23 protein-coding genes and 6 pseudogenes are annotated in these 22,414 nt (G+C 41.7%); 6 read left to right on the forward strand and 23 right to left on the reverse strand.

All coding sequences use genetic code 11. From position 1 onward, the window contains the following. Positions 1–13: 13 nt before the first annotated feature. On the reverse strand, positions 14–1,129 hold the full coding sequence (gene asd / locus KP710_RS07065; RefSeq protein ID WP_048953345.1) for an aspartate-semialdehyde dehydrogenase: 1,116 nt from the start codon (positions 1,127–1,129) through the stop codon (positions 14–16). 165 nt (positions 1,130–1,294) lie between these two features. After that, a complete protein-coding gene (locus KP710_RS07070; protein WP_048953346.1) occupies positions 1,295–2,011 on the reverse strand; it encodes an MgtC/SapB family protein in 717 nt (238 codons plus the stop codon). A gap of 152 nt (positions 2,012–2,163) precedes the next feature. Between KP710_RS07070 and rimO the strand changes: the two genes are divergently transcribed. Next, entirely contained in the window at positions 2,164–3,501 is a 1,338-nt protein-coding gene (gene rimO, locus KP710_RS07075) for a 30S ribosomal protein S12 methylthiotransferase RimO (protein WP_048953347.1), read from the forward strand. Positions 3,502–3,617: 116 nt separating this feature from the next. Here the strand turns inward: rimO and KP710_RS07080 are convergent, their stop codons facing one another. After that, the gene (locus tag KP710_RS07080) at positions 3,618–4,481 is read right to left on the reverse strand and encodes an AraC family transcriptional regulator (RefSeq protein ID WP_111407853.1); all 864 of its coding nucleotides are present in this window, start codon (positions 4,479–4,481) and stop codon (positions 3,618–3,620) included. A gap of 131 nt (positions 4,482–4,612) precedes the next feature. On the opposite strand from KP710_RS07080, the gene KP710_RS07085 reads away from it, so the two are divergent. Beyond that, positions 4,613–4,831 (forward strand): OsmC family protein, encoded by a 219-nt coding sequence (locus KP710_RS07085; RefSeq protein ID WP_046943022.1) that lies wholly within the window; start codon positions 4,613–4,615, stop codon positions 4,829–4,831. A 108-nt stretch (positions 4,832–4,939) separates the two neighbouring features. On the opposite strand, the gene KP710_RS07090 is transcribed toward KP710_RS07085, so the two are convergent. The 11 genes and pseudogenes from KP710_RS07090 to KP710_RS07135 form a co-directional block, all read right to left on the reverse strand. After that, complete coding sequence (locus tag KP710_RS07090; protein WP_003766668.1) at positions 4,940–5,554, reverse strand: CadD family cadmium resistance transporter; 615 nt, start codon at positions 5,552–5,554, stop codon at positions 4,940–4,942. Positions 5,555–5,863: 309 nt separating this feature from the next. After that, the gene (locus KP710_RS07095) at positions 5,864–6,556 is read right to left on the reverse strand and encodes an ATP-binding cassette domain-containing protein (protein WP_181153943.1); all 693 of its coding nucleotides are present in this window, start codon (positions 6,554–6,556) and stop codon (positions 5,864–5,866) included. Beyond that, a pseudogene (locus KP710_RS07100) lies at positions 6,556–6,684 on the reverse strand (ABC transporter permease); the annotation flags it as partial. The gene KP710_RS07095 and the pseudogene KP710_RS07100, both read right to left, overlap by 1 nt. Before the next feature lie 304 nt (positions 6,685–6,988). Beyond that, complete coding sequence (locus KP710_RS09520) at positions 6,989–7,183, reverse strand: helix-turn-helix domain-containing protein (protein WP_204371006.1); 195 nt, start codon at positions 7,181–7,183, stop codon at positions 6,989–6,991. 100 nt (positions 7,184–7,283) lie between these two features. Further along, positions 7,284–7,814 (reverse strand): DUF302 domain-containing protein, encoded by a 531-nt coding sequence (locus tag KP710_RS07110; protein ID WP_048952635.1) that lies wholly within the window; start codon positions 7,812–7,814, stop codon positions 7,284–7,286. Positions 7,815–7,939: 125 nt separating this feature from the next. Next, positions 7,940–8,122: pseudogene (locus KP710_RS09525) on the reverse strand (carboxymuconolactone decarboxylase family protein); the annotation flags it as partial. A 12-nt stretch (positions 8,123–8,134) separates the two neighbouring features. After that, positions 8,135–8,287, reverse strand: a pseudogene (locus KP710_RS09530) (RNA methyltransferase substrate-binding domain-containing protein); the annotation flags it as partial. A gap of 127 nt (positions 8,288–8,414) precedes the next feature. Next, a complete protein-coding gene (locus KP710_RS07120; protein WP_226385942.1) occupies positions 8,415–8,675 on the reverse strand; it encodes an AzlD family protein in 261 nt (86 codons plus the stop codon). Between the two features lie 443 nt (positions 8,676–9,118). After that, complete coding sequence (locus KP710_RS07125) at positions 9,119–10,135, reverse strand: YeiH family protein (RefSeq protein WP_065244871.1); 1,017 nt, start codon at positions 10,133–10,135, stop codon at positions 9,119–9,121. Between the two features lie 393 nt (positions 10,136–10,528). Continuing rightward, positions 10,529–10,855 (reverse strand): IS3 family transposase, encoded by a 327-nt coding sequence (locus KP710_RS07130; RefSeq protein WP_133253120.1) that lies wholly within the window; start codon positions 10,853–10,855, stop codon positions 10,529–10,531. Positions 10,856–11,187: 332 nt separating this feature from the next. Further along, a complete protein-coding gene (locus KP710_RS07135) occupies positions 11,188–12,060 on the reverse strand; it encodes an MBL fold metallo-hydrolase (RefSeq protein WP_048953291.1) in 873 nt (290 codons plus the stop codon). A gap of 140 nt (positions 12,061–12,200) precedes the next feature. On the opposite strand from KP710_RS07135, the gene KP710_RS07140 reads away from it, so the two are divergent. Continuing rightward, positions 12,201–13,154 carry a GlxA family transcriptional regulator gene (locus tag KP710_RS07140; protein WP_048953292.1) on the forward strand — a complete coding sequence of 318 codons (954 nt, stop codon included), beginning with the start codon at positions 12,201–12,203 and terminating at the stop codon, positions 13,152–13,154. Positions 13,155–13,331: 177 nt separating this feature from the next. Here the strand turns inward: KP710_RS07140 and KP710_RS07145 are convergent, their stop codons facing one another. After that, positions 13,332–13,910, reverse strand: a complete 579-nt coding sequence (locus tag KP710_RS07145; RefSeq protein ID WP_048953293.1) for an NAD(P)H-dependent oxidoreductase — start codon at positions 13,908–13,910, stop codon at positions 13,332–13,334. 110 nt (positions 13,911–14,020) lie between these two features. Here KP710_RS07145 and KP710_RS07150 point away from each other — a divergent pair. Together KP710_RS07150 and KP710_RS09535 are read left to right on the forward strand one after the other, a co-directional pair. Beyond that, a pseudogene (locus KP710_RS07150) lies at positions 14,021–14,908 on the forward strand (LysR substrate-binding domain-containing protein). Positions 14,909–14,959: 51 nt separating this feature from the next. Next, positions 14,960–15,258 (forward strand): annotated as a pseudogene (locus KP710_RS09535) (helix-turn-helix domain-containing protein); the annotation flags it as partial. Between the two features lie 76 nt (positions 15,259–15,334). On the opposite strand, the pseudogene KP710_RS09540 reads toward KP710_RS09535, so the two are convergent. The 4 genes and pseudogenes from KP710_RS09540 to KP710_RS07170 form a co-directional block, all read right to left on the reverse strand. Next, positions 15,335–15,681, reverse strand: a pseudogene (locus KP710_RS09540) (NADH oxidase); the annotation flags it as partial. A 193-nt stretch (positions 15,682–15,874) separates the two neighbouring features. Beyond that, positions 15,875–16,210, reverse strand: a complete 336-nt coding sequence (locus KP710_RS07160; protein WP_111315152.1) for a thioredoxin family protein — start codon at positions 16,208–16,210, stop codon at positions 15,875–15,877. Positions 16,211–16,331: 121 nt separating this feature from the next. Beyond that, positions 16,332–16,637, reverse strand: coding sequence for an aldo/keto reductase (locus KP710_RS07165; protein ID WP_207929724.1), 306 nt, complete (start codon positions 16,635–16,637; stop codon positions 16,332–16,334). After that, positions 16,637–17,215, reverse strand: a complete 579-nt coding sequence (locus tag KP710_RS07170) for an NAD(P)H-dependent oxidoreductase (protein WP_048953296.1) — start codon at positions 17,213–17,215, stop codon at positions 16,637–16,639. The genes KP710_RS07165 and KP710_RS07170 overlap by 1 nt, the downstream gene beginning before the upstream one ends. 178 nt (positions 17,216–17,393) lie before the next feature. Here KP710_RS07170 and KP710_RS07175 point away from each other — a divergent pair, with 178 nt between their 5' ends. Then, positions 17,394–18,284, forward strand: coding sequence for a LysR family transcriptional regulator (locus tag KP710_RS07175; RefSeq protein WP_111407786.1), 891 nt, complete (start codon positions 17,394–17,396; stop codon positions 18,282–18,284). 112 nt (positions 18,285–18,396) lie between these two features. Here KP710_RS07175 and rep read toward each other — a convergent pair whose 3' ends face one another. Genes rep through waaA form a run of 4 tightly spaced genes read right to left on the reverse strand, consistent with a single transcriptional unit; the run spans position 18,397 to position 22,377 of the window. Further along, a complete protein-coding gene (gene rep, locus KP710_RS07180) occupies positions 18,397–20,412 on the reverse strand; it encodes a DNA helicase Rep (RefSeq protein ID WP_111407787.1) in 2,016 nt (671 codons plus the stop codon). A 5-nt stretch (positions 20,413–20,417) separates the two neighbouring features. Then, a complete protein-coding gene (locus KP710_RS07185) occupies positions 20,418–20,630 on the reverse strand; it encodes a YceK/YidQ family lipoprotein (RefSeq protein WP_111407788.1) in 213 nt (70 codons plus the stop codon). Then, complete coding sequence (gene coaD, locus KP710_RS07190) at positions 20,627–21,097, reverse strand: pantetheine-phosphate adenylyltransferase (RefSeq protein ID WP_111407789.1); 471 nt, start codon at positions 21,095–21,097, stop codon at positions 20,627–20,629. Before coaD ends, KP710_RS07185 begins: the two co-directional genes overlap by 4 nt. Continuing rightward, positions 21,094–22,377 carry a lipid IV(A) 3-deoxy-D-manno-octulosonic acid transferase gene (waaA, locus tag KP710_RS07195; protein WP_111407790.1) on the reverse strand — a complete coding sequence of 428 codons (1,284 nt, stop codon included), beginning with the start codon at positions 22,375–22,377 and terminating at the stop codon, positions 21,094–21,096. Before waaA ends, coaD begins: the two co-directional genes overlap by 4 nt. Between the last annotated feature and the right edge of the window lie 37 nt (positions 22,378–22,414).

The following is a 22,414-nucleotide window of genomic DNA, read 5'->3' on the forward strand; positions in this document are numbered from 1 at the left end:
CGCACTCTGCCAATTATGCAACCAATTGTTTTAAGATACGGCGAACTGGCTCTGCTGCCCCCCATAATAATTGGTCACCCACAGTAAAGGCAGCCAAGTATTCTGGTCCCATTGCCAATTTACGTAAACGACCAACCGGTACGCTTAATGTACCCGTTACTTTAGCTGGCGTTAATTCACGCAATGTACTTTCTTTGTCGTTTGGAATCACTTTCACCCATTCATTATGTGATGCAATAATTTGTTCGATTTCTTCTAATGGTAAGTCTTTTTTCAGTTTAATAGTGAATGCTTGGCTATGGCAACGTAATGCACCAATACGCACACATAAACCATCCACAGGAATTGGATTGTCGCTTAAACCTAAAATTTTGTTGGTTTCTGCATAACCCTTCCATTCTTCTTTAGTTTGTCCGGTTTCTGGAAGAAGTTTGTCAATCCAAGGGATTAAGCTGCCACCTAATGCGGCACCAAAGTTTTCTGTTGGGAAGCTGTCAGCGCGCATTTCAGCGGTGACTTTACGTTCAATGTCTAAAATAGAAGAGGCCGGATCGGCTAATTCTGCGCTTACGGATTTTTCTAATAAACCCATTTGTGAAAGTAATTCACGCATATTTTTTGCGCCAGCACCTGAAGCCGCTTGGTAAGTTGCCACAGAAATCCATTCCACCAAATCTTTTTCAAATAGACCGCCGATAGCCATAAGCATTAAGCTTACGGTACAGTTCCCGCCCACGAAAGTTTTAATGCCTTTTTTCAACCCTTCAGAAATCACATGTTGATTTACCGGATCAAGCACGATAATTGCGTCATCTTTCATGCGTAGTGCAGAAGCGGCATCAACCCAATAACCGTCCCAACCTGTTGCTTTTAATTTTGGATAGACTTCATTGGTGTAATCGCCTCCTTGGCAAGTCACGATAATGTCTAATTTTTTCAGTTCTTCAATATCGAATGCATTTTTAAGTTCGCCTGCATCCTTGCCACCAAATACAGGGGCTTTTTGACCTGCTTGTGAAGTTGTAAAAAATACGGGATTAAGATTCGCAAAATCATTTTCCTGCAACATACGATCCATTAATACGGAACCCACCATTCCGCGCCAGCCGATAAAGCCTACATTTTTCATTATTGTTTCCTTAGTTCGTTGTGTTTAAATAGAATTATTAATTACAAGATAGCGTTAGCAAAATCAAGTATTTTTCATGGAAATTTACATTTTGCGAAAGAAATTAAATAAGAAATAAAAAAGAGCAGTCAATTTAAAAGAAAATTTAATTTGACCGCTCTTTTTCTAGTTATCTACTTCGACACTTATCACACCTTCTTCCGCTTTCAACAATGCATACGCATCTTTCAACATTGTGGAATCAATGGAAAAACAGCGAATTTGTAGCCGCACTTCACCACTACTTTGATCTTTCACCTGTATATGTTCAATACGATACTGATTGTTTACTAACAATTGGGTGACTTTTCCAATACTTTCTGCACTATTGACAAGAATATTGAATTTTGTCCGACGACGTTGTGATTTACGATGAACCCAACGTTGTACCAACGGACTTAATCGAATAGACACCAAAATCATCACCGTCGCAATGACCGCATCAAACACGAAGCCCGCACCAGCGGCAATACCGATCCCCGCAGAAGCCCAAATAATCGCCGCAGTGGTTAAACCTGAAATCGCATCATTTTTCTTATGCAAAATCACTCCTGCACCTAAAAAACCGATGCCGCTAATCACTTGAGCCGCAAGACGCATCGGATCCGTACGAATATTTTCTGAAACTTGCGCATAATGCTCTGCGGCTTGAATCGAAACAATGGTTAGCACACAAGTGGTGACGGCAATAATGGCGCAAGTTTTTACACCCACAGGTTTGCGCTTAAGCTCACGCTCTAAGCCAATAACACTGCCAAGCACCATCGCCAATAGCATTTTGCTAAAAATAATTAAGTGATAAGGATCGAAAAGTGCGGTTAAAAGTAAAGATGAATTTTCCATAATGATAAAAATGAGTACGACATAATCGTCTATTCTACATCACTTAGCTTAAAATCTTTACCCTTCCAAGCCTTTAATTTATCGCCTTTCTTGCGAAAATTGAGTAAAATCTTGCGTTTGAAATTTTATAGAGCGAAAGAACGGTTATTTTTATGCAAAATTCAACCCCAAGCATTGGCTTTGTAAGCCTTGGTTGCCCAAAAAACTTAGTAGATTCTGAACGAATCTTAACGGAACTACGCACCGATGGTTACAATATTGTGCCAAGCTATGAAAATGTTGATTTAGTGATTGTGAACACTTGTGGCTTTATTGATAGTGCCGTGCAGGAATCACTCGAAGCCATTGGCGAAGCATTGGAAGAAAATGGACGCGTCATTGTAACTGGCTGTTTGGGGGCAAAAGAAGACCAAATTCGTGAAGTGCATCCTAAAGTTTTGGAAGTCAGCGGCCCACATAGTTATGAAACAGTGATGGCGCAAGTTCACAAATACGTGCCAAAACCAACACATAGCCCTTACACCAGCTTAGTACCAAAACAAGGCGTAAAACTCACACCAAAACATTATGCCTATTTGAAAATCTCTGAAGGCTGTGATCACCGTTGTACGTTCTGTATTATTCCATCTATGCGTGGTGATTTAGAAAGCCGTTCTATTACGCAAGTTTTAGACGAAGCAAAACGTTTGGCCGAAGCAGGCGTAAAAGAATTACTTGTGGTATCGCAAGATACTTCCGCTTATTCCATGGATTTAAAACGCCAAGAGGGCGGAGTAAAAACGGCTTTCTGGAATGGCATGCCAATTAAAAATGATTTAATGACGCTTTGTAAACAGCTTGGCAAACTTCGCATTTGGGTTCGCTTACATTATGTGTATCCCTATCCGCATGTGGATGATTTAATTCCATTAATGGCTGACGGCACGCTCTTGCCGTATTTAGACATTCCATTACAACACGCCAGCCCGAAAATCTTAAAAGCAATGAAAAGACCGGGCAGTATTGACCGCACTTTAGAACGCATTAAACAATGGCGTGAAATTTGCCCAGATTTAACATTGCGCTCCACCTTTATTGTCGGTTTCCCTGGTGAAACAGAAGAAGATTTCCAATTATTGCTCGATTTCTTAAAAGAAGCTCAACTTGATCGCGTAGGCTGTTTCAAATTCAGCCCCGTTGAAGGCGCACCTGCAACAGAGATGGCTGACCAAGTACCAGAAGATGTGAAAGAAGAACGTTTCCATCGTTTTATGCAATTACAACAGGAAATTTCTGCAAACCGTTTAAAACAAAAAATCGGTAAAACTCTTGATGTATTAGTGGATGAAATTGACGAAGACGGCATTATTGGCCGCTCCAAAGCAGATGCCCCTGAAGTTGACGGGTTAGTTTATGTAGATAATTTAAGCGGAATGAATGTAAAAGTCGGTGACGTGATTAAAGTAACCATCACAAATTCTGATGAATATGATTTGTGGGGAAGTTGTTAAATAATAACAATCTCAACGAAATAAACAAAAAATCCATCTTCGTATTGAAGATGGATTTTTTATGACTAAGAGCGGTCAAATTTTTAAGTGTTTTTGAACCTATCTTTAAGCCTCATCTATTTAATATCCCCCTTTGGCGCATGCCCGAAATAGCGTTTGTATTCACGGCTGAATTGGCTAGGCGATTCGTAGCCGACTTGGTAAGCTGCCTCGGTAATGCCTCTCCCTTCTTGTGAGATCAGTCGTCTGGCTTCCATTAGACGTAAGGATTTTTGATATTGCAGCGGTGAAAGGCTGGTTATCTTCTTAAAATGGCTGTGAAAACCAGATAATGACATGCCGCTCAGATTTGCCAAGGTTTCCACGGTAATGGTTTCACTGAAATGCTGTTGTAGATAGTGGGTGGATTGGGCAATTTTTTGCGTATGAGATCCAATGCTTACCATCGCTTTAAGTTTATATCCTTGCTCACCAGTAAGCAACCGATAGTAGATTTCTTGTTGGATAAGTGGTGCAAGAAATTCAATATCTTTTGGATTTTCGTGCAATAGAAATAGACGTTCAACAGCATTTTTGAGAGATTCATCTAGATGCCATTGTGCAAAACCTTCGTCGCCCTTTTGAACATCATCTGCAAGGTTTGGATTTGCTAATAAAATCTTGCTAACGCTCTCAATATCAATTTTCATCGAAATCACTAAAAACGGCTTTTGCGGCTCTGCATATTTAGTCTCACCACGCATCGGTACATTGACTGGGCAGAACATAAAGTGTTGATTGTCAAATCGATAGCATTGTTCACCTAGTTGTATTTCACGTTCGCCACTTAACACGATGCAAATGCTTGGTTCTTGAATAATACCTTCATAGCAAAACGGCTGATCGGCATGGCGAATCACCAAGCCTTTAATTGGAGATGAATAGGTTTCGTTATGTGGAATAACTTTTAATAAGCGTTCTATCGTTTCAGTTGAAAACATAATCTTGTAGAAATAGGCAAGTAATTTGGATAAATCATATAACACTTCATATTGCCGTCCAATATAATGAACTCACTTTCAACGGCGGTACGCCAAAACATATTAACCAATATTAAACTGAGGAAAACATTATGAAAATTTTCTACAAAACTTCAGCAACAGCAACCGGCGGACGTGATGGTCGTACCCAAGTGGACGACGGTTCAATCGGCTTTGATTTGGTTTCATTTCAAAATGACGGCACCGGAGCTGATGAAAAACACCAACGCGCCGAGTATGGCAAGCACCGCCGCACCGACGAAAAACGGCCGCATGGGGTGGGTGAAAAACTTATTCATGGTTTGGCTTAATTCTGCATGAAGATGCTTTCAGATATGGATTTATTGGGCGGACAGGGTTGTATCTTGTATTGAAGAAGCAAGCTGAAGGTTTGTCAGATACTCAAATGCCCGTATCATTCATATTATTGATATTATTGTTTGAATTGTATTATTTTCAATAATAATAAATAACCCTAAACCAATATAAATAACAGCCATTATCCAACGACTAAACTTCTCTACAATTTCACCAACACCTGAAATATTAGCCAATCTTTGTGCTGTATATACTAAAACAAAAATCAATATTAAAAATACAAGAAGAGTAACTAATAAGTCGACAAGATCTAAAGTCACAAAGTAAGGAACAAAAAGTCCAATATTATCTGCACCACAACTAGCAACTGTAACCAAAGCAACAATACCGACTAATTTTGACAACCCTTTTTCATCCAATTCTTTTTTAGCTCTTTTTTCGCCCTCACAATCGTCGTAAATAGCAACTTTAATACCTAAGTAAATCGGTATTAAACCTAATAAACCCAACACCCATTTTTCCGGAACATAATTCAAAACAAAAGCTAGAAATAAACTAACTAATATTAAAATTACAGAACCTAAATATTGTCCGATATAAATATCTCGATATTCTTTTCTAGTATTTGCTCTAGCAAAAAATATTAATAGTATTACCAACAAATCTACTGCTGTAGCAATATATAAAACAGCAGCAGTAATCACAGTCGAAAACATAAAGCACCTCATAATGAATCCCCTGCCCCCTTGGCACCACGGCTTTTTCAAAAACCGAATCGCGTTCGGATAACAGATTCGTATCTTTCGCTAAAGAGGCAAGCCTGCGGCTTGCTTACCCTCTCCCTAGCCCTCTCCCAGGGGGAGAGGGAATTGGGCTGTCGAGCCTGAACATTTTCAGGTTTACCTGACATCTGATTCCCAATTCTACGGTTCTCTGATTTTGAGAAACCTGATCCCCTTTCCCCGTGGGAGAGGGGTAGGGAGAGGGCAACGAACCGCAAGGTTTGTCAGAAATTTAAATTCCTATCACTCATAATAATGAATCCCCTGAAACTCTCTTGCCACCACGGCTTCTTCAAAAGCCGAATCGCGTTCGGACAGCGGCGTAGGCAGGGTAATCACATTTTGCACGTTCATGCCCTTAGTGGAAAGCAGCATTATTTCATGGCTCAGGCATGCGGCTTCGAAGCGGTCGTGCGTTACCAGCATACACGCCATGCCCTGCCGCTCGATTTTTTCCACCAGCATGGCGACCAAAATATCGCGCAAATCGCGGTCCAAACCGACGAACGGCTCGTCCAGCAAGGCAAGGTCGCAGCCGCACAGCAGCAGGCGCAAAAATGCTACCCGTTTCGCCATGCCGCCGGACAATTCGGTCGGATATTTGTTCAAATCGCCCGCAGTCAGCCCGACTTTCGCCGCCAGCGCGATGATTTCGCCTTCATCGGGTTTGTCCATAAAAATAGCGATATTCTGCATCGCGGTCAAGTTTTCCGGCAGGCGGTTTTCCTGAAACAGAAAACCCGTTTTGCGGAAAGTATTGCGTATCGTGCCCGATTTCGGCGTTTCCAAGCCCGCAATCAAACGCAAAACCGTCGTCTTGCCACAGCCGCTCGGCCCGAACAAAGCTTTCACTTCGCCATGTTGCAGGTTCAAACTGAAATCGTGCACGATGGGGTCACGGAGAATTTCAAAACGCACGTTTTCAAGACAGAGCATCACCTTCTCCACGGCATAAACAAAATTTCCAAAGGCTTGGTAATCAGGTATTCAAACAGTGACACAAACACGATAACCAACACCACATAAGCCATCACCGTCGAAGTCCCCCTGATAGCGCAAGCGTCCTCGCTTGTGCCATTACAATCTATTGTGGTTTCGGAGTTAGCAAAATTCCGAGGCAAGCTCACGAATAAAGTTTACCGGAAAAGTGATATTTGGCGATAAAGTGATTACCTGTTTAAGTTCTTCAATTTTCTTCTAATGACAAAAAAGTGCGGTTATAAAATCAAAAGGATTCTGAACGTTGGCTTTGCCAACGGCTCCCCAGATAGCCCCTCCTTCTGACGCGTAGTTTTATCTATCTAAAAAATAAGCAAATTGAAGTTATTCATGAAAATAGTAAAAATCTGAATCAAACGAAATTGATTTTCAGGCACGCGTTAGGAAACGCGCGCTATCGTGGGGATGTTCGAGTGCGCCGATGCCGCCTTCTTGATAGGCGCGTATCCATCGTCGCAGGTGGGTTCGGGAGATGCCGTAATGATCTGCGGTACGCTGTTGGCTGCGTATATGCAGGTAGTGGAGTACGGCTTGGTATTTGAAGTGTAATGTATATTTGCTCATAAAAAAACTGCACCTTGTGAGTTGGAGGGGATGTCCAACTTTTGGGGTGCAGTTCAGGGTTTGCTCAGGTTTTCAGACGACCTTCGGATTTGGGCGAACCTTATTCCGTTACCGTTTTACGGATGAGCTTTTCCGCATTGGCGAGTGTGTTTTCCACTTCGGCGAACTCTATTTTGCTGCCCGACACCAGCGCGCGCGTATCGTTGAATACGACTTGGACTGCGCCGTCAGCTTCGGTAACGAGGACGCGCAACGGCAGTTGCAGGGCGAAGGCGGGGTCTTTTTGCATCAGCGGTGTGCCGGCTTTGGGCGTGCCGAAAACGATGACTTTCGCGGGCTGCATGTCCAAACCACTTTGTCGCGCTGCGGCTTGGTGGTCGATGACGGCGAACACGGTCATGCCTTTTTCTTTAACGGCGGTTTCCAAACGGCGGACGGTATCGTCGAAGCTGTATTTGCTGACGGCGGTATGGGTTTGATTCATGGCTGAACTTTGTCGGGAATCGGTTTGTCGGGCGGCATCGCCGCTATGTGAAGCGCTGGCGGCTTTAGCAGCGGGCGCGGCATAGGATACGGCGGCAGGAAGGACGAGTGCGGCGGCAGTCAGCGCAGCAGTCAGTAATTTTTTCATGGTTGTTTCTCCAAACGGTTGAATAAAAACATCAATCTAAACGGTTCGGCGGCAAAAAGCAATGCCCGTCAGCAAAAGGGTCGTCTGAAACGGGAGTGGTTTTCAGACGACCCTTTGAGACAAAATCAACGCTGCGCATCAACCGCTTCCAATGCGCGCAGGGCGTAAGTGTAGGCTGCGCCTGCGTTCAGGGCGATAGCGGTTGCCAGCGCGCCGGCGATTTCGCTTTCAGTCGCGCCCGCTTTGGCGGCTGCGGCGGCATGTACGCTGATGCAGCTTTCGCAACGGGTAGTGATGGCGACGGCGATGACAAAGTATACGCGCACGTTTTCGTTTGCCGCTTTATCCAACACGTCGCGCGTGCGGGCATCGTTTTTGCCTTCTTGGACGTAGAGTTCGGTAATCGATTTCGGGTTTTGCCACAGGCGGGCGTTGACGGCGTGGAAGCCGTAGATGAGTCTTTGGTTTGCCATGATTTTGCTTTATAAAAAATTTCAGACGACATTATAACAAGATAAGGTCGTCTGAAAGAGAAAGGTCGTCTGAAAACAAGTGTAACCGGTATCACGAAAACGCAGTCGACTACCGCATCAAATACCCCTACAGCCCAGAACTGCCGACGCCGATCAACACGGTAACCAACATGGAAAACCTGCTTGCGGCAAGCACGGTCAGTGCAATGGCAATCAATTCGTGCGGTTTGTTGGACACGAAATAAGGCGCGATGACGTAAATCAACATGCAACCCGGCGCAGCTTCCATCACGATTTGTGCGCGGCGGCTTAAGGTACGGTTGCGCAAGGCGAAAAAACCAATAAGGCGGGTGGAATACGTTACCGCCAGCATGCCGGCAAACAGCAGGAACGACTACCAAGAGAGCAAATCCTTCATTCTTTCCCCCTGATAGCGCAAGCGTCCTCGCTTGTGCCATTACAATCTATTGTGGTTTCGGAGTTAGCAAAATCCCGAGGCAAGCTCACGAATAAAGTTTACCGGAAAAGTGATATTTGGCGATAAAGTGATTACCTGTTTAAGTTCTTCATTTTCTTCTAATGACAAAAAAGTGCGGTCATAAAATCAAAAGGATTCTGAACGTTGGCTTTACCAACGGCTCCCCAGATAGCCCCCCCTTCTGACGCGTAGTTTTATCTATCTAAAAAATAAGCAAATTGAAGTTATTCATGAAAATAGTAAAAATCTGAATCAAACGAAATTGATTTTCAGGCACGCGTTAGGAAACGCGCGCTATCGTGGGGTCCAGGTTTTGGGGTGCAGATCAAAGTGCGGTCAATCTTAAGTGAATTTTATATTAATTTTGATATTCCATAATTCACTAAAAATCCACCAACCACTAGCCATAAATAAATTAGTATTCCTAAAATCAGAGGTTTTAATCCTGCTTTCTTGATTGCGCTTGCTTGTGTAGTTAAGCCGAGCGCAGCCATCGCTGAAATTAATAAGAAAGAATCGATTTCAACTAATAAGTTTACAAGTTCTTTTGGTAATAAATCAAAAGAATTAAAAATCGCAACACCAATAAAAAGTACAGCAAACCAAGGAATTGTAATTTTGTGTGATGTATTTTCTGATACTCCATTACTACGTGTTAATAACCAAGAAAGCATTAATAAAAATGGGGCGAGCATCATCACTCGGATCATTTTGGAAATGACGGCAGTATTTGCCACGATAGGATCAATATTTTCCCCAATCGCATAAACTTGAGCCACCTCATGCACGCTAGAGCCAACATAAATACCGAATTGATGAGCATTAATTAAATGTTGTGACCAAGTGTAGAAAAAGGGGTAAGTAAAAATAGCAAGCGTCCCGAAAATGACCACTACGGCAATCGCTACTGAAACTTTATGAGATTCTGCTTTGGTAACAGGCTCTGCCGCCATAACCGCTGCCGCACCACAAATACTACATCCAGCCCCAGTGAGATAAACTAATTGTTTATCCATTTTTAGATAACGAATGCCTAAAAGTGCGGTAAAAAAGAAGGTTGAAATTAGCATAATCGCATCAGTGACAACAGCATTTAATCCTACATCGGCAATATCGCCAAAAGTGAGGCGGAAACCATACAACACAATGCCAGTGCGAAGAAGCGTGCCTTTCGCAAATAACACGCCTTTTTCCACTTGTGTTGAAAATTGCGGATAAATGGTATTGCCGATTGCCATTCCCAGCAAGATGGCAATAATTAAAGCACTGATATGATAATGATGGGAAAAATCAGTGTTTCCTAAATAGTTAGCAAGTATAGCGATAATCGCAATAAATATAAGTCCGAAATAAAAGGGACGAGTGTTCATTTTTCCTTTCCTTAGTGAGTCAAGCGGTTTCATCTAAAATTTTGCCAAAATAGCTTTCGACTAAGCGACGAGTAACATCAGTTTGTGGATTAAATGAAAAACCTGAAGCGTGGGTGCAATAAGTTAAGCCATTTTCAGTTAAAAATGTTGGAATACTTGGCGCAGCCTGTAATTCTACACTTTAGCTTATGCAGAGCAGAAAATATAAAAATCTCAGATTTAGACGTAACATAACAAATGCATTGTAATAAATTATGTGCCAAATTGTAAGGCATATTAGTAAAAATGGCTAGGATATTGAATGTTTAATAGGGTTCAAAAGGAAATCAATCAAATTATTAATCGTGGTTTTGACCGCACTTTGATCTGCCCCCCAAAAGTTAGACAGGTTAGTTAACTTAAATATTGAGCTCGGTATTGCACCGGGCTCAACCCTTTGAAAGCAAGTTTAATTCGTTTTTGGTTGTAATACACTAAATATTCTTCAATTTCAGCCTGTAATTCAGCAATTGAATGATAAGTCCGAGAGTAAAAGCACTCTGATTTTAGTATCGCAAAAAAACTTTCAATCACCGCATTATCGTAGCAATTTCCTCGGCGACTCATACTTTGCACCGCTTTACCCTCCAACATCTTTACCCATTCCGCCGTGCCATACAATACACCTTGGTCGCTGTGAATAATCGGGCATTCTGTCGGTTTAAGAATTGTAGCGTGCAACTTGTTGCACGAAATCGTGAATGCCCGAAAGGGTTAAATAACGTTCCGTGCGTGATTCGGTCGTGCATCAAGATGCACGCTACGAGGGGTAAATAATCCTCCTATATGTTGAATTTTGGTTGTCAGCCTTGTTCATTATATAGCGAGGATTTTTTTCTGTTCATCGCTTAAGCTATTTGTCTCCATACGCATAGCGTATGGTTTTTATAGCCTGACTTTGCCTGGCTATAATCAAAGGCCGTCTGAAAATTCAGACGGCTTTTATATAACGAAGTGCGGTTAAATTTTTAGGTGTTTTTTGTGAATTATCCTAAGAACTCAACCACTTGTTTTTAAAACTTCACTGTTTCACCATCTTCTGGAATTGCTACATTTTCAAGCTTATTTGCTTGGACAAATTGGCGTAAATCCTTACGGTAAACAGACATATGATTTACTGCATCCATGTGCACCGTGATAAGTTTTGTATTTGGTAGCATGTTACGAGCATGAGCAACATCTTGTAACCCCATAATAATGCCATCATTCGGAAAAGCTAAGGTACGCGCATCACCTGTGTTCATAATCATTACATCAGGTTTATAACGATTAATGGCTTTGTTTACTTCGGCAGTCCAAACTGTGTCACCAACCAAATAAACCGTTGGATGGTCTTTCGCTTGGAATGTTACGCCCATCGCCTCATCTAAAATCTCGGCTAATTGTGGTACAGCGTACATTTCCGTTGTGCCGTGAGAACCGCCGGTTTTATTTAAAATAATACCTTCGAACTCCACCGGTTTTTCTAGCGATAAACTGGTTATGTTAGTAAAACCTTGCGCTTTGAGTAAGTCGCCATCCCGTTCATGTTGCACAAAAATTTTGATGGATTTAGGTAAAATTTTTTGTGCAACCTCATCCCAATGATCTTCATGTGTATGAGTTAAAATAATGGCATCAACATCTTTAAAAGTATCTTCTGCTTTCATCGGCAATTCCACAAGTGGATTACGCAAATGGCTATTTAATGTTCCTTCAAAGCCTGCATAACGTCCTTTTTCAGCAAGCATCGGGTCAATTAAAAAAGTTTTCCCTGCGTAGTTCAGGCGACCAGTAGCATTGCGGATATGTTGGTAGCTATCAGTGTTTTTAGAGGCAAGATCTACGGCGAAAGTATTTGCGCTAATAGCCAATGCTGTAGTGCTAATTAAGGTTTTTAAGTTCATTGTTTTTCCTTTTCTATACGTTATTGAATGAATAAACATATTATAGTGAGAACAAGATTGCGTAAAAATGGATAAAAAATCAATAAACGTAATAATCGGGTCATTTCTGTGTTATGCTCATATCAAAGTAGGAGAATAAAATGAATACACCCACAGTTGCTTTGATTGTGTATGAACAAATGATGCCCATTCATTTTGCGATGGCATATTCCGTTTTTTCTATGTCGGATTTAAACGGCAAGCCGTTATTTGACTGTAAAATCGTTAGCGATTCGGACAACCTGACAAACTCGCTATTTCACATACATTTAGATGGAGGTTTAGAATGGTTGGATAATGCCGATATTGTTGTGATGACTGGATGGCATGATACTCAAGTAATGCCGAGTGAGGCTTTATTAACAGCATTACGGCAAGCGTATCAACGTGGTGCGACAGTAGTGGGTTTATGTTATGGTGCCTATGTGTTAGCGTGCAGTGGTTTACTTAACGGCAAAAAAGCAACTACACATTGGCTAGGAGATAGTGATTTTACTAGTCGCTTTCCGCAGGTGAAATGGGATTTAAATCCTATTTATTTAGAACAAGATCGACTGATTACCTCAGCAGGAACGGCAGCTTCCATGGATTGTTGCCTTTCCATTGTCCGTAAATTATATGGTGTAAAAATTGCCAATCATATTGCCCGAATACTGGTTATCCCCCCTCATCGTGAAGGCGGACAAGCACAATTTATCGAACGACCTATTTCTCGTTCCACACCTAATCATAATATCAATGCGTTGCTTGCTTATTTAAATGAAAATCTGACCGCACTTCATTCGACTGATAGTCTTGCAGAACGTTTGTCAATGAGCCGTAGCACTTTCACCCGACATTTTCGCAAAGCAACCGGAATGTCATTAAATCAATGGTTAATTGAAGCAAGGCTACAGCGAGCAAGAGAGCTTTTGGAAAGCACAGATTTATCTATTACTGACATTGCAGAACAAAGTGGATTTCATAGTGATACCGCCTTGCGTCAGCACTTCTTGAAGAAACATAAAATTTCACCGAATCGCTGGCGTAAGCAGTTTCAAATTGAGGATATTTAAATCTTTTTATTTTAAAGTGCGGTCAGATTTTTAGATGTTTTTACAAATTCAAAATTAGACCGCTTGTTTGATATAAAGCCAGTCTATTCCTCTTCCCTCTCCCCGTTAGGAAATTTGATTAGATAAAAATAAAAAAGGTGAGCTAAAATGCTCACCTTCTAAACTAATATTTTGTAATTATCCGAACACTTTTTCCAAATGTGCTTGGTAGTCTGCTAAGTATTGTTCTACTTGTGGATTTTTAATCACATCGTTACATAAGAATGTTGGCAGACGGGTTAAGCCGATGAACTCGTTAAGTTTGTGGAAAGGCATGTACACAGCATCTACGCCTTTGCCTTCGAAGAAATCGCCTTCACGGGTGAACGCTTCAATCGGCGCATTCCAAGTAAGCGAAAGCATGTGTTTTTTGCCTTGCAACAAGCCACCTGTGCCGTAACCTTCTGTCGGATTGACACGATGACGGCCATCACTGTGGTAAAGCTTGCCGTGTCCAGCGGTTAATACTTCGTCTATGTATTTTTTCACTGTCCAAGGTTCGTGCATCCACCAGCCTGGCATCTGCCAAATCACGGCATCCATCCACAAGAATTTTTCGATTTCTGCTTCAACATCATAGCCAGCATCGATCACAGTTTCTTTTACATTGTGTCCAAGTGCGGTCAAAACTTCTTTCGCTTTTTTGTGAAGTGTGTGGTTTAACTCACCATGCGAATGTCCGAAATTTTTACCACCATCTAATAATAAAATATTCATCTTTTGCTCCTAAAACAATAATCCAAAGAGGACTTTATTATGCTGTTTTACTTTATACTTAAAAAGTACAAAAATAAAAAAAACTCTTTTGCGTTAAAAAGAATAATAAAATGAAAACAACTTCTGAAGAATTAACGGTATTTGTACAAGTAGTCTAAAATGGCAGTTTCAGCCGAGCAGCCAAGCAGCTAGCGATGGCAAATTCTGCGGTAAGTCGTGTGGTGAAAAGGCTAGAAGAAAAATTGGGTGTGAACCTAATCAACCGTACCACGAGACAGCTAAGACTAACAGAAGAAGGCTTACAATATTTTTGTCGCGTACAGAAAATTCTACAAGAAATGGCCGCGGCAGAAGCCGAAATGTTGGCTGTGCACGAAGTTCCTCAAGGCGTATTATGAGTAGATTCTGCTATGCCAATGGTGTTACGTCTGCTTATGCCACTGGCAGCGAAATTCAACGAACACTATCCACATATCCAGCTTTCGCTAGTTTCTTCCGAAGGCTATATCAATCTGATAGAACGCAAGGTCGATATTGCCTTACGAGCTGGAGAATTGAATGATTCTGGGTTACGTGCTCGTCATCTGTTTGATAGCTACTTCCGCGTAGTCGCCAATCTAGAATACTTGGCAAAACACGGCACACCACAATCAACTGAAGATCTAGCCAACCATCAATGTTTAGGCTTCACTGAACCTAGTTGTCTAAATACATGGGCGGTTTTAGATGCTCAAGGAAATCCCTATAAAATCTCACCTCACTTTACCGCCAGCAGCGGTGAAATCTTACGGTCATTGTGCCTTTCAGGTTGTGGTATCGCTTGCTTATCAGATTTTTTGGTAGACAATGACATCGCTGAAGGAAAATTAATTCCCCTACTTTCTAATCACATCACCGATGAAACGCTCCCTTTCAACGCTGTTTATTACAGTGATAAAGCTGTCAACCTTCGCCTACGTGTGTTTTTAGACTTTTTAGCAGAAAAGCTGAGGGGATAATTAAAATTCATAAACATCAAATTTTGAAATCAATTTGCAAAAATACTTTAAAACCTGACCGCACTTCATTCGACTGATAGTCTTGCAGAACATTTATAAATGAGCCGTAGCACTTTCACCCAACATTTTTGCAAAGCAACTGGAATGTCATTAGATCAATGGTTAAATGGTTAATTGAAGCAAAGCTACAGCGAGCAAGAGAGCTTTTTGAAAGCACAGATTTATCTATTACTAATATTGCATAACAAAGTGGATTTCATAGCGATACCACCTTGCGTCAGCACTTCTTGAAAAAACATAAAATTTCACCGAATCGCTGGCGTAAGCAATTTCAAATTGAGGATATTTAGATCTTTTGATTTTAAAGTACGGTCAGATTTTTAGATGTTTTTACAAATTCAATTCACAATTAGACCGCTTACCCTATCAAGATCTTCCAGTACTTAAACCCGCTTTGCCGTTTTCCCACAAGGTTTTCAGCAATACTTTCCACGCCGACAATTTAGGATTGGGCTGCTTGCCTTGCCCAATCAAGTCCATTTGCGTCATATACCAATTCATTTCCAACATTGCGCCCGCTTTTTTATCACAAACACCACGCCTGTTTGGATGCGGTCGGTTTGCACGGTTTGGTAAGTGCCGTTTTGCATTTGGTTTGCAAAATCGGGCACCAAAGCAAACGGGCGAGTGACGCCGACCAAATCCAAATGGCCGCTGGATAAGGCATCTTCCATGGCGCTTTGTGAACGGAAGCCGCCGGTAATAATCAAAGGGAATTTTCAAAAGATGGTTTTAGTGTACAAATCACAGCGTTTCATCAATCATTATCTCAGTCTGCAAGCCGTTTCAGACGGCCTTTTCGTAAAAAGAGCGGTCAAAATTTTAAGTGTTTTGCAAATCATCTTAAAAACTTGACCACTTGCATCATTATCAAGACCGCAGCCGTCTGAAACATTGATAGACCGGTTACTGATGCCCGCTTTCTGCTACTTTTGTCCATTTTGCCAATGTCTGCTTCATTTGTGCCTGAGGGATGAAGCGAGCCATCCGCTCAACTTCCTTGCCTTGATAAAAAAGCAGCCATGCAGGTGCAGTCAGCACGTGGAAACGTCCGGCCATTTCGGGTATTTCAGCAATATCGGCTTTTACGGCATACACATTTCCTTCCTCCGCCAAAGCTGACTCAAGCTGGGCGGCCACGACTGTACAAACGCCGCAGATTGGGGCTTTGATGTACAGTGATACTAAAGGGTGTGTGGCGATGGCCTGTTCGATGTCTTTCAGAGTGTGTAGTTGTTGCATGTCATGTACTCCTTTGAGCGATTAAGCACGTTTCAAGTTGTCTAGAAAAGGGGCTTTCAACGAAATAAAAACAAGAAAACGGTTTGAGTCGTTTAGATTTTCTCTACTACTATCGCTACACTTACGCACCCGTTTTCCATGAAGCGATGCGTTTCAAATTATCCACCGTGTCGTGATTGACGATGGCAGCGAACGTGCCGTCCAGTTTGGCAATTTCTGCTTTGTCTTCATCGCTGAGAGCAAAATTAAAGACATTCAGGTTTTCCGCTATGCGTTCGGGTTTGGTGGATTTTGCCAACACGATGATGTCGCGTTCCACCAGCCAGCGGGTAATCACTTGCGCCACGGATTTGCCATATTTCGTACCAATTAGCGACTGACAAAATGGTGGGCAAAAGCCCACCGCTTCAAGTTGATGTTTTATCATTAACCAAACACTTTTTCCAAGTGTGCTTGGTAGTCTGCTATGTATTTTTCCACTTGCGGATTTTTAATTACATCGTTACACATAAATGTCGGTAAACGGCTCATACCGAGGAATTCGTTGAGTTTATGAAAGTGCATGTACAAGTCATCCACGCCTTTTCCTTCAAAAAAGTCGCCTTCACGGGTGAATGCTTCAATCGGCGCATTCCAAGTAACCGAAAGCATGTGTTTTTTGCCATGCAGCAAACCACCTGTGCCAAATCCTTCGGTCGGGCTGACACGATGGCGGCCGTCATGTTGATAAAGTTTTCCGTGTCCGGCGATAAATACTTCATCTATGTATTTTTTCACTGTCCAAGGTTCATGCATCCACCAACTGGGCATTTGCCAAATCACAGCATCCATCCACAAGAATTTTTCGATTTCTGCCTCAACATCATAGCCAGCATCAATCACAGTTTCTTTTACATTGTGTCCAAGTTCGGTCAAAACTTCTTTTGCTTTTTTGTGAAGCGTGTGGTTTAACTCACCATGCGAATGGCCGAAATCTTTACCACCGTTTAATAATAAAATGTTCATTTTTAACTCCTAGAATAAATAATTTATAAAAAAAGGATGTGATGTTTACGGATATTGTCTTCTGTTTACTCTCATGAAAGTGCAGTCATTTTATGATTTGTTTTTATTGAGATAAATATAGTTTAGCTTTATTATGTAATGAATTAAACTCACTAATAAAAGAGAGTTTAAAGAGAAAATGCAGAACTTTAACGAACTGAATTATTTTTTGACGTTGGCGCAAACGCAGAGTTTTGTGAAAGCGGGGCAACTTTTGGGGATTTCTTCTTCGGCGTTGAGCCATAGCATGAAAAATTTAGAAACGCGGCTGAGCCTGCGTCTGTTCAACCGCACTACACGCAATGTGTCACTGACCGAAGCTGGGCAACAGCTTTTCGACCAACTTTTCCCACTTTATCAAGCCATAAACCAAGAAGTCGATGCATTAAATGATTTTTTGAATATGCCATCGGGATTGATTCGCATCAACGCCCCGGCGATGGCAGCGGAAGCCGTGTTGTATCCAAAATTAAAGCCGATTTTGAACCAATACCCGAAAATCCGCTTGGAAATCGTGGTGGACGATCGTTGGGCAGATATTGTGAAAGAAGGATTTGATATGGGCGTTCGGTTAGGTAACAAGGTAGCGAAAGAGATGATTGCGGTGCCAATTTCCGCACCGCTCAAAATGGCATTGGTTGCCTCGCCCGATTATTTGGCGCAACATGGTTCACCGAAAAATATTGATGATCTGCAACAACACCGCCTTATCGGCATAAAACTCTCCGCCGAACACGGCGCGGAAATGCAGTGGGAATTCAAATACAAAAAAGAACTGATTACGTTCACACCAAAATCGCAATTTTCCATCAACAATCATCTGCGTCAGCAAGCTGTTTCAGACGGCCTTGGCATTGCATGGATAGCACACATGAGCGTGGCGGATGCACTCAATTCGGGGCACCTGGTCGAGCTGTTGCCTGAGTATGCTATGACTTACGAACCGCTTTACCTCTATTACCCCAGCCGCCGCGGGCATTCCAATGTGTTTAAGTTGATTGTGGATGCGTTAAAAGTAAAAGCCGTCTGAAATTTCAGACGGCCTTTTTTATGCGAAAGTGATCTGCATCCCAAAACCTGGACACCTAATTTGAGGTGCAGATTATGTCCTACTCTTGTCTTTTCATTCCAAGCCAGATTTTCTAGCCTCCTTTCAAAATCGCCCTTAATCGATCAAGTTGGTTTTGTGTTTTTTCTTGTTTTTGCTCAGTGGTTAGTTTTGGTTTATCGCGTTCCCACAGCACATCGTCATTGGGTAACTCAGCTAAAAATCGGCTCGGTTCTGGGCGAACTAATTCACCATATTGACGGCGTTCTCGACACAAGGAAAAGGTAAGTTCTTTTTGCGCTCTTGTGATCCCCACATAAGCCAAGCGGCGTTCTTCTTCCACGTTGTCTTCATCAATACTTGTTTGGTGGGGCAAAATGCCCTCTTCCATACCAATCAAATAAACATAAGGAAATTCCAATCCTTTAGATGCATGTAATGTCATCAGTTGAACTTGATCGCTGTCATCATCATCTTCGCCTCTCTCCAACATATCGCGTAATGTTAGGCGGGTTACCACTTGATTAAGGTTCATCGGTTCATTGGTTTTATCGCCTTTTAACATATCCGCAACCCAGTCAAATAGCGTAGCGACATTCTTACTTTGCATTTCTGCGGCTTTAGGGCTTGTCGCGTATTCGTACAAATATTCTTCATAATGAATTGCGGATAACATAGAACGTACCGCCCGTTCAGGTTCAGAACGTTGAATTTCATCATTAAGTTCTACAATCCAACGGCCAAATTTTTGCAATGAATCATAGGCTTTTGGTGTGATGCGTTGAATAAGCTCAAACTCAAAAATAGCGTCAAACAAACTGATGTGCTTTTCTTGAGCCAACTCACCAAGTTTTTGTAACGTTGCAGTGCCAATTTCACGTTTCGGTGTATTCACAATACGCAGGAATGCGGCGTCATCATCTTGATTTACCACCAATCGCAAATACGCCATCATATCTTTGATTTCTGCACGAGAGAAAAAAGAAGTACCGCCCGAAATTTTGTAAGGAATGCGGTTTTGCATTAGTACTTTTTCGAGTAATCGGGATTGATGATTGCCTCGATACAAAATCGCATAATCTTTATATTTGGTTTTACGGCTAAAACGATGGGCGATCAGCTCGGCGACAATCCGCTCTGCTTCGTGTTCTTCATTTTTTGCTTCGATAACAAGCAATTTCTCCCCTTCTCCAATAGTTGAAAAAAGTTTCTTATCAAACACGTGCTCATTGTTATCAATCAAGATATTGGCACAATGCAAAATACGCTGGGTTGAGCGGTAATTTTGCTCTAGCTTAATCACGTTCAAACGAGGGAAATCATCGCGTAAACGCACAATATTTTCTGGTCGTGCGCCACGCCACGAATAAATAGATTGGTCATCATCGCCCACCACAGTGAAACAAGCACGATCACCCACTAAAAGTTTAATCAGCTCATACTGGCTGGTGTTGGTGTCTTGATATTCATCCACCAACAAATAACGAATTTTTGCCTGCCATTTTGACCGCACTTCTTCATTTTGCTTGAACAATAATGTTGGAAGCATAATCAAATCATCAAAATCAAGGGCATTGTAAGCTCGAATTTGTGTGGCGTAACGCTCATAACATTTTGCGAAAGTTTGATATTTTGCATCACGCGCCAACGCAAACGCCTGTTTTGGCGAAATCAAATCGTTCTTCCAATTAGAAATCACGGAAATTAACTCACGCAATAAATCCTTATCTTCTTTTAACACATCAGCGGTTAGCTCTTTTAACAACGCAAATTGATCATGTTCATCAAACAAAGTCATATTTGATTTAAAGCCCAACGCTTTATATTCACGCTTAATAATGTCAAAACCGAGCGTATGAAAAGTGGAAACAAGCAAGCCCTTAGATTGCTCTTTGCCAATGGAATGAGCCACACGCTCTTTCATCTCTCGTGCCGCTTTGTTAGTAAAAGTAACAGCCGCAATTTGTTTCGGAGAATAACCGCACTTTTCAATTAAATGAGCAATTTTATTAATAATGACACGAGTTTTGCCAGAGCCTGCGCCAGCAAGCACAAGACAAGGGCCTGTCACATATTCAACGGCTTGTTGTTGTTGAGGATTGAGTTTCATAAGAATTATTGAGCCCACGCATAGGGCAGTAATACGGTGTCTAATAAAAATGAGAGGGGCAAATCTAAGATTGGCAATCCCCATTGTTGGGCCATTTCAAGATCATAAGCAGCCCCTGCATAGGCGGTATATTTTTCTGTTGGATCGATAAGTTTGACCACAGAACCACAACCAGATAAAGCGATAAGTACGGTTAAAAAGATAAAGATTTTTATCATCGTGATTTTAACGCATTGAACACAGGCACAGGAACTAGCTCAGCGACATCACCGCCATGTAAATAAATTTCACGCACAATGGTGGAAGAAACAAACGCCCATTTTTCTGCTGGAGGGAAAAACAAACTATCTACGCCTTTTGTGAGTAAACGATTAAGGGCAGCCAATTGAAGTTCATATTCAAAATCTGTTGTCGTGCGTACGCCGCGAATAATGGCAGAAATATTGTGCTGCTTAATCACATTGGCCAACAAATCAGAAAAGCCAAACACCTCAACATTGGATAAATGCGCCACAGATTGACGCACAAGTTCTACGCGTTCATCCAAAGAAAATAATGGCTTTTTACTTGGGCTATTCGCCACCGCCACTAAAACACGAGGAAAAATCACCGCACTTCTTTCAATAATGTCTAAATGACCGTTCGTAATCGGATCAAATGTACCGGGATAAATCACACTCGTCATACATTGCGCTCCAAATAAGGTTTTAATAAATCTAACAAACGCTGTAATGCGCCACGGTTTTCCATCAGCACTTCATAGCCAGCATTGCCTAAACGTTCGCTTGCCTCTTTTGAATTTAATAAGGCTTCAACCGCACGTTCCAAAGCATCTGCGGTTGAATTAACTTCCAACACACCTTGTACTTCCACCAACATTCGAAATATCTCGGGGAAATTGAAAGTATGCTTGCCGGTAATCACCGGCATTTTGAATGCTAGAGGTTCCAGCGGATTGTGTCCACCATGTTTCACAAGGCTTCCCCCCACAAAAGCAATATCAGAAACGCCATACATCAACATCAATTCACCCATGCTATCGCCTAAAATCACTTGGGTGTTTTCATTTGGTAACTCATTTGTCGAACGGCGAATAAATTGGAATTTTTCCTTTTTGAGTAAATCAGCCACGACATTAAAACGCTCTGGATGGCGCGGAACGAGCAATAACAATAAATTTGGGTATTTTTCCAATAATTGGCGATGTGCTTGTAATATAATTTGCTCTTCGCCTTCATGGGTACTCGCCGCAATCCAAATCGGACGATTTTTTACCCAAAGTGTTCGTAAAGCATCTATTTTTTCACGTAACTCATCTGTAATGGAAAGATCATATTTAATATTACCCGTCACCTTCAATTTATCTTTGCGATAACCTAAATCCAAATAACGATTGCTACTAATTTTGTCTTGAGGTGCAATTAAATCAATTTGTGAAAACATATTTTGCAAACGCGGTTTAATTTTTCCATAACGGCGCGCGGAACGAGCAGACAAGCGTGCATTTGCCACCACAAAAGGGATGTCACGGCGATAAAATTGTTGAATTAAATTTGGCCAAAGTTCGGTTTCAATCACAATACAAAGTTTTGGTTGAACAAAGTCAATAAAACGATTAATGGCACAAGGTATATCGTAAGGCAAATAACAATGGAAAACGCTATCGCCAAAAGCCGCTTTGACACGATCTGAACCCGTAGGGGTGACCGTAGTGAAAGTAATAGGTAAGTGCGGGTAATTTTGTTGGAGTTTTTGCACGAGTGGCGTAGCAGCAATAACCTCACCCACTGATGCCGCATGAATAACGATACCACCAGCCTTGGGCGGTGTCAGTGAGACATAAAAACCATAACGCTCACCAAGCCTTTTTCGGTAATTCGGTGCCTTAAATCCGCGTAGCCACATAAAGAGCAGCACTAACGGTTGAATCAGATACATCAAGCTCGTATAAAAAAAACGCCACATAAATGAAATTCGGTTATACTTGAAAAAATTTCGGCTA

This window comes from Haemophilus sp. SZY H35 (genome assembly GCF_018829705.1).
GTDB lineage: Bacteria > Pseudomonadota > Gammaproteobacteria > Enterobacterales > Pasteurellaceae > Haemophilus > Haemophilus haemolyticus_K.

Coding starts and splice junctions, on each gene's coding strand:
- KP710_RS07095 (WP_181153943.1), bottom strand. CDS start 6,556: ATGCTCTGTCTTGAAAACGTGCGTTTTGAAATTCTCCGTGACCCCATC.
- KP710_RS07080 (WP_111407853.1), bottom strand. CDS start 4,481: ATGTTTTCAACTGAAACGATAGAACGCTTATTAAAAGTTATTCCACAT.
- waaA (WP_111407790.1), bottom strand. CDS start 22,377: ATGTGGCGTTTTTTTTATACGAGCTTGATGTATCTGATTCAACCGTTA.
- KP710_RS07135 (WP_048953291.1), bottom strand. CDS start 12,060: ATGAACTTAAAAACCTTAATTAGCACTACAGCATTGGCTATTAGCGCA.
- rep (WP_111407787.1), bottom strand. CDS start 20,412: ATGAAACTCAATCCTCAACAACAACAAGCCGTTGAATATGTGACAGGC.
- KP710_RS07110 (WP_048952635.1), bottom strand. CDS start 7,814: ATGAAAAAATTACTGACTGCTGCGCTGACTGCCGCCGCACTCGTCCTT.
- KP710_RS09520 (WP_204371006.1), bottom strand. CDS start 7,183: ATGAGCAAATATACATTACACTTCAAATACCAAGCCGTACTCCACTAC.
- KP710_RS07140 (WP_048953292.1), top strand. CDS start 12,201: ATGAATACACCCACAGTTGCTTTGATTGTGTATGAACAAATGATGCCC.
- KP710_RS07125 (WP_065244871.1), bottom strand. CDS start 10,135: ATGAACACTCGTCCCTTTTATTTCGGACTTATATTTATTGCGATTATC.
- KP710_RS07145 (WP_048953293.1), bottom strand. CDS start 13,910: ATGAATATTTTATTATTAGATGGTGGTAAAAATTTCGGACATTCGCAT.
- KP710_RS07185 (WP_111407788.1), bottom strand. CDS start 20,630: ATGATAAAAATCTTTATCTTTTTAACCGTACTTATCGCTTTATCTGGT.
- KP710_RS07090 (WP_003766668.1), bottom strand. CDS start 5,554: ATGTTTTCGACTGTGATTACTGCTGCTGTTTTATATATTGCTACAGCA.
- coaD (WP_111407789.1), bottom strand. CDS start 21,097: ATGACGAGTGTGATTTATCCCGGTACATTTGATCCGATTACGAACGGT.
- KP710_RS07070 (WP_048953346.1), bottom strand. CDS start 2,011: ATGGAAAATTCATCTTTACTTTTAACCGCACTTTTCGATCCTTATCAC.
- asd (WP_048953345.1), bottom strand. CDS start 1,129: ATGAAAAATGTAGGCTTTATCGGCTGGCGCGGAATGGTGGGTTCCGTA.
- KP710_RS07175 (WP_111407786.1), top strand. CDS start 17,394: ATGCAGAACTTTAACGAACTGAATTATTTTTTGACGTTGGCGCAAACG.
- rimO (WP_048953347.1), top strand. CDS start 2,164: ATGCAAAATTCAACCCCAAGCATTGGCTTTGTAAGCCTTGGTTGCCCA.
- KP710_RS07160 (WP_111315152.1), bottom strand. CDS start 16,210: ATGCAACAACTACACACTCTGAAAGACATCGAACAGGCCATCGCCACA.
- KP710_RS07085 (WP_046943022.1), top strand. CDS start 4,613: ATGAAAATTTTCTACAAAACTTCAGCAACAGCAACCGGCGGACGTGAT.
- KP710_RS07165 (WP_207929724.1), bottom strand. CDS start 16,637: ATGATAAAACATCAACTTGAAGCGGTGGGCTTTTGCCCACCATTTTGT.
- KP710_RS07170 (WP_048953296.1), bottom strand. CDS start 17,215: ATGAACATTTTATTATTAAACGGTGGTAAAGATTTCGGCCATTCGCAT.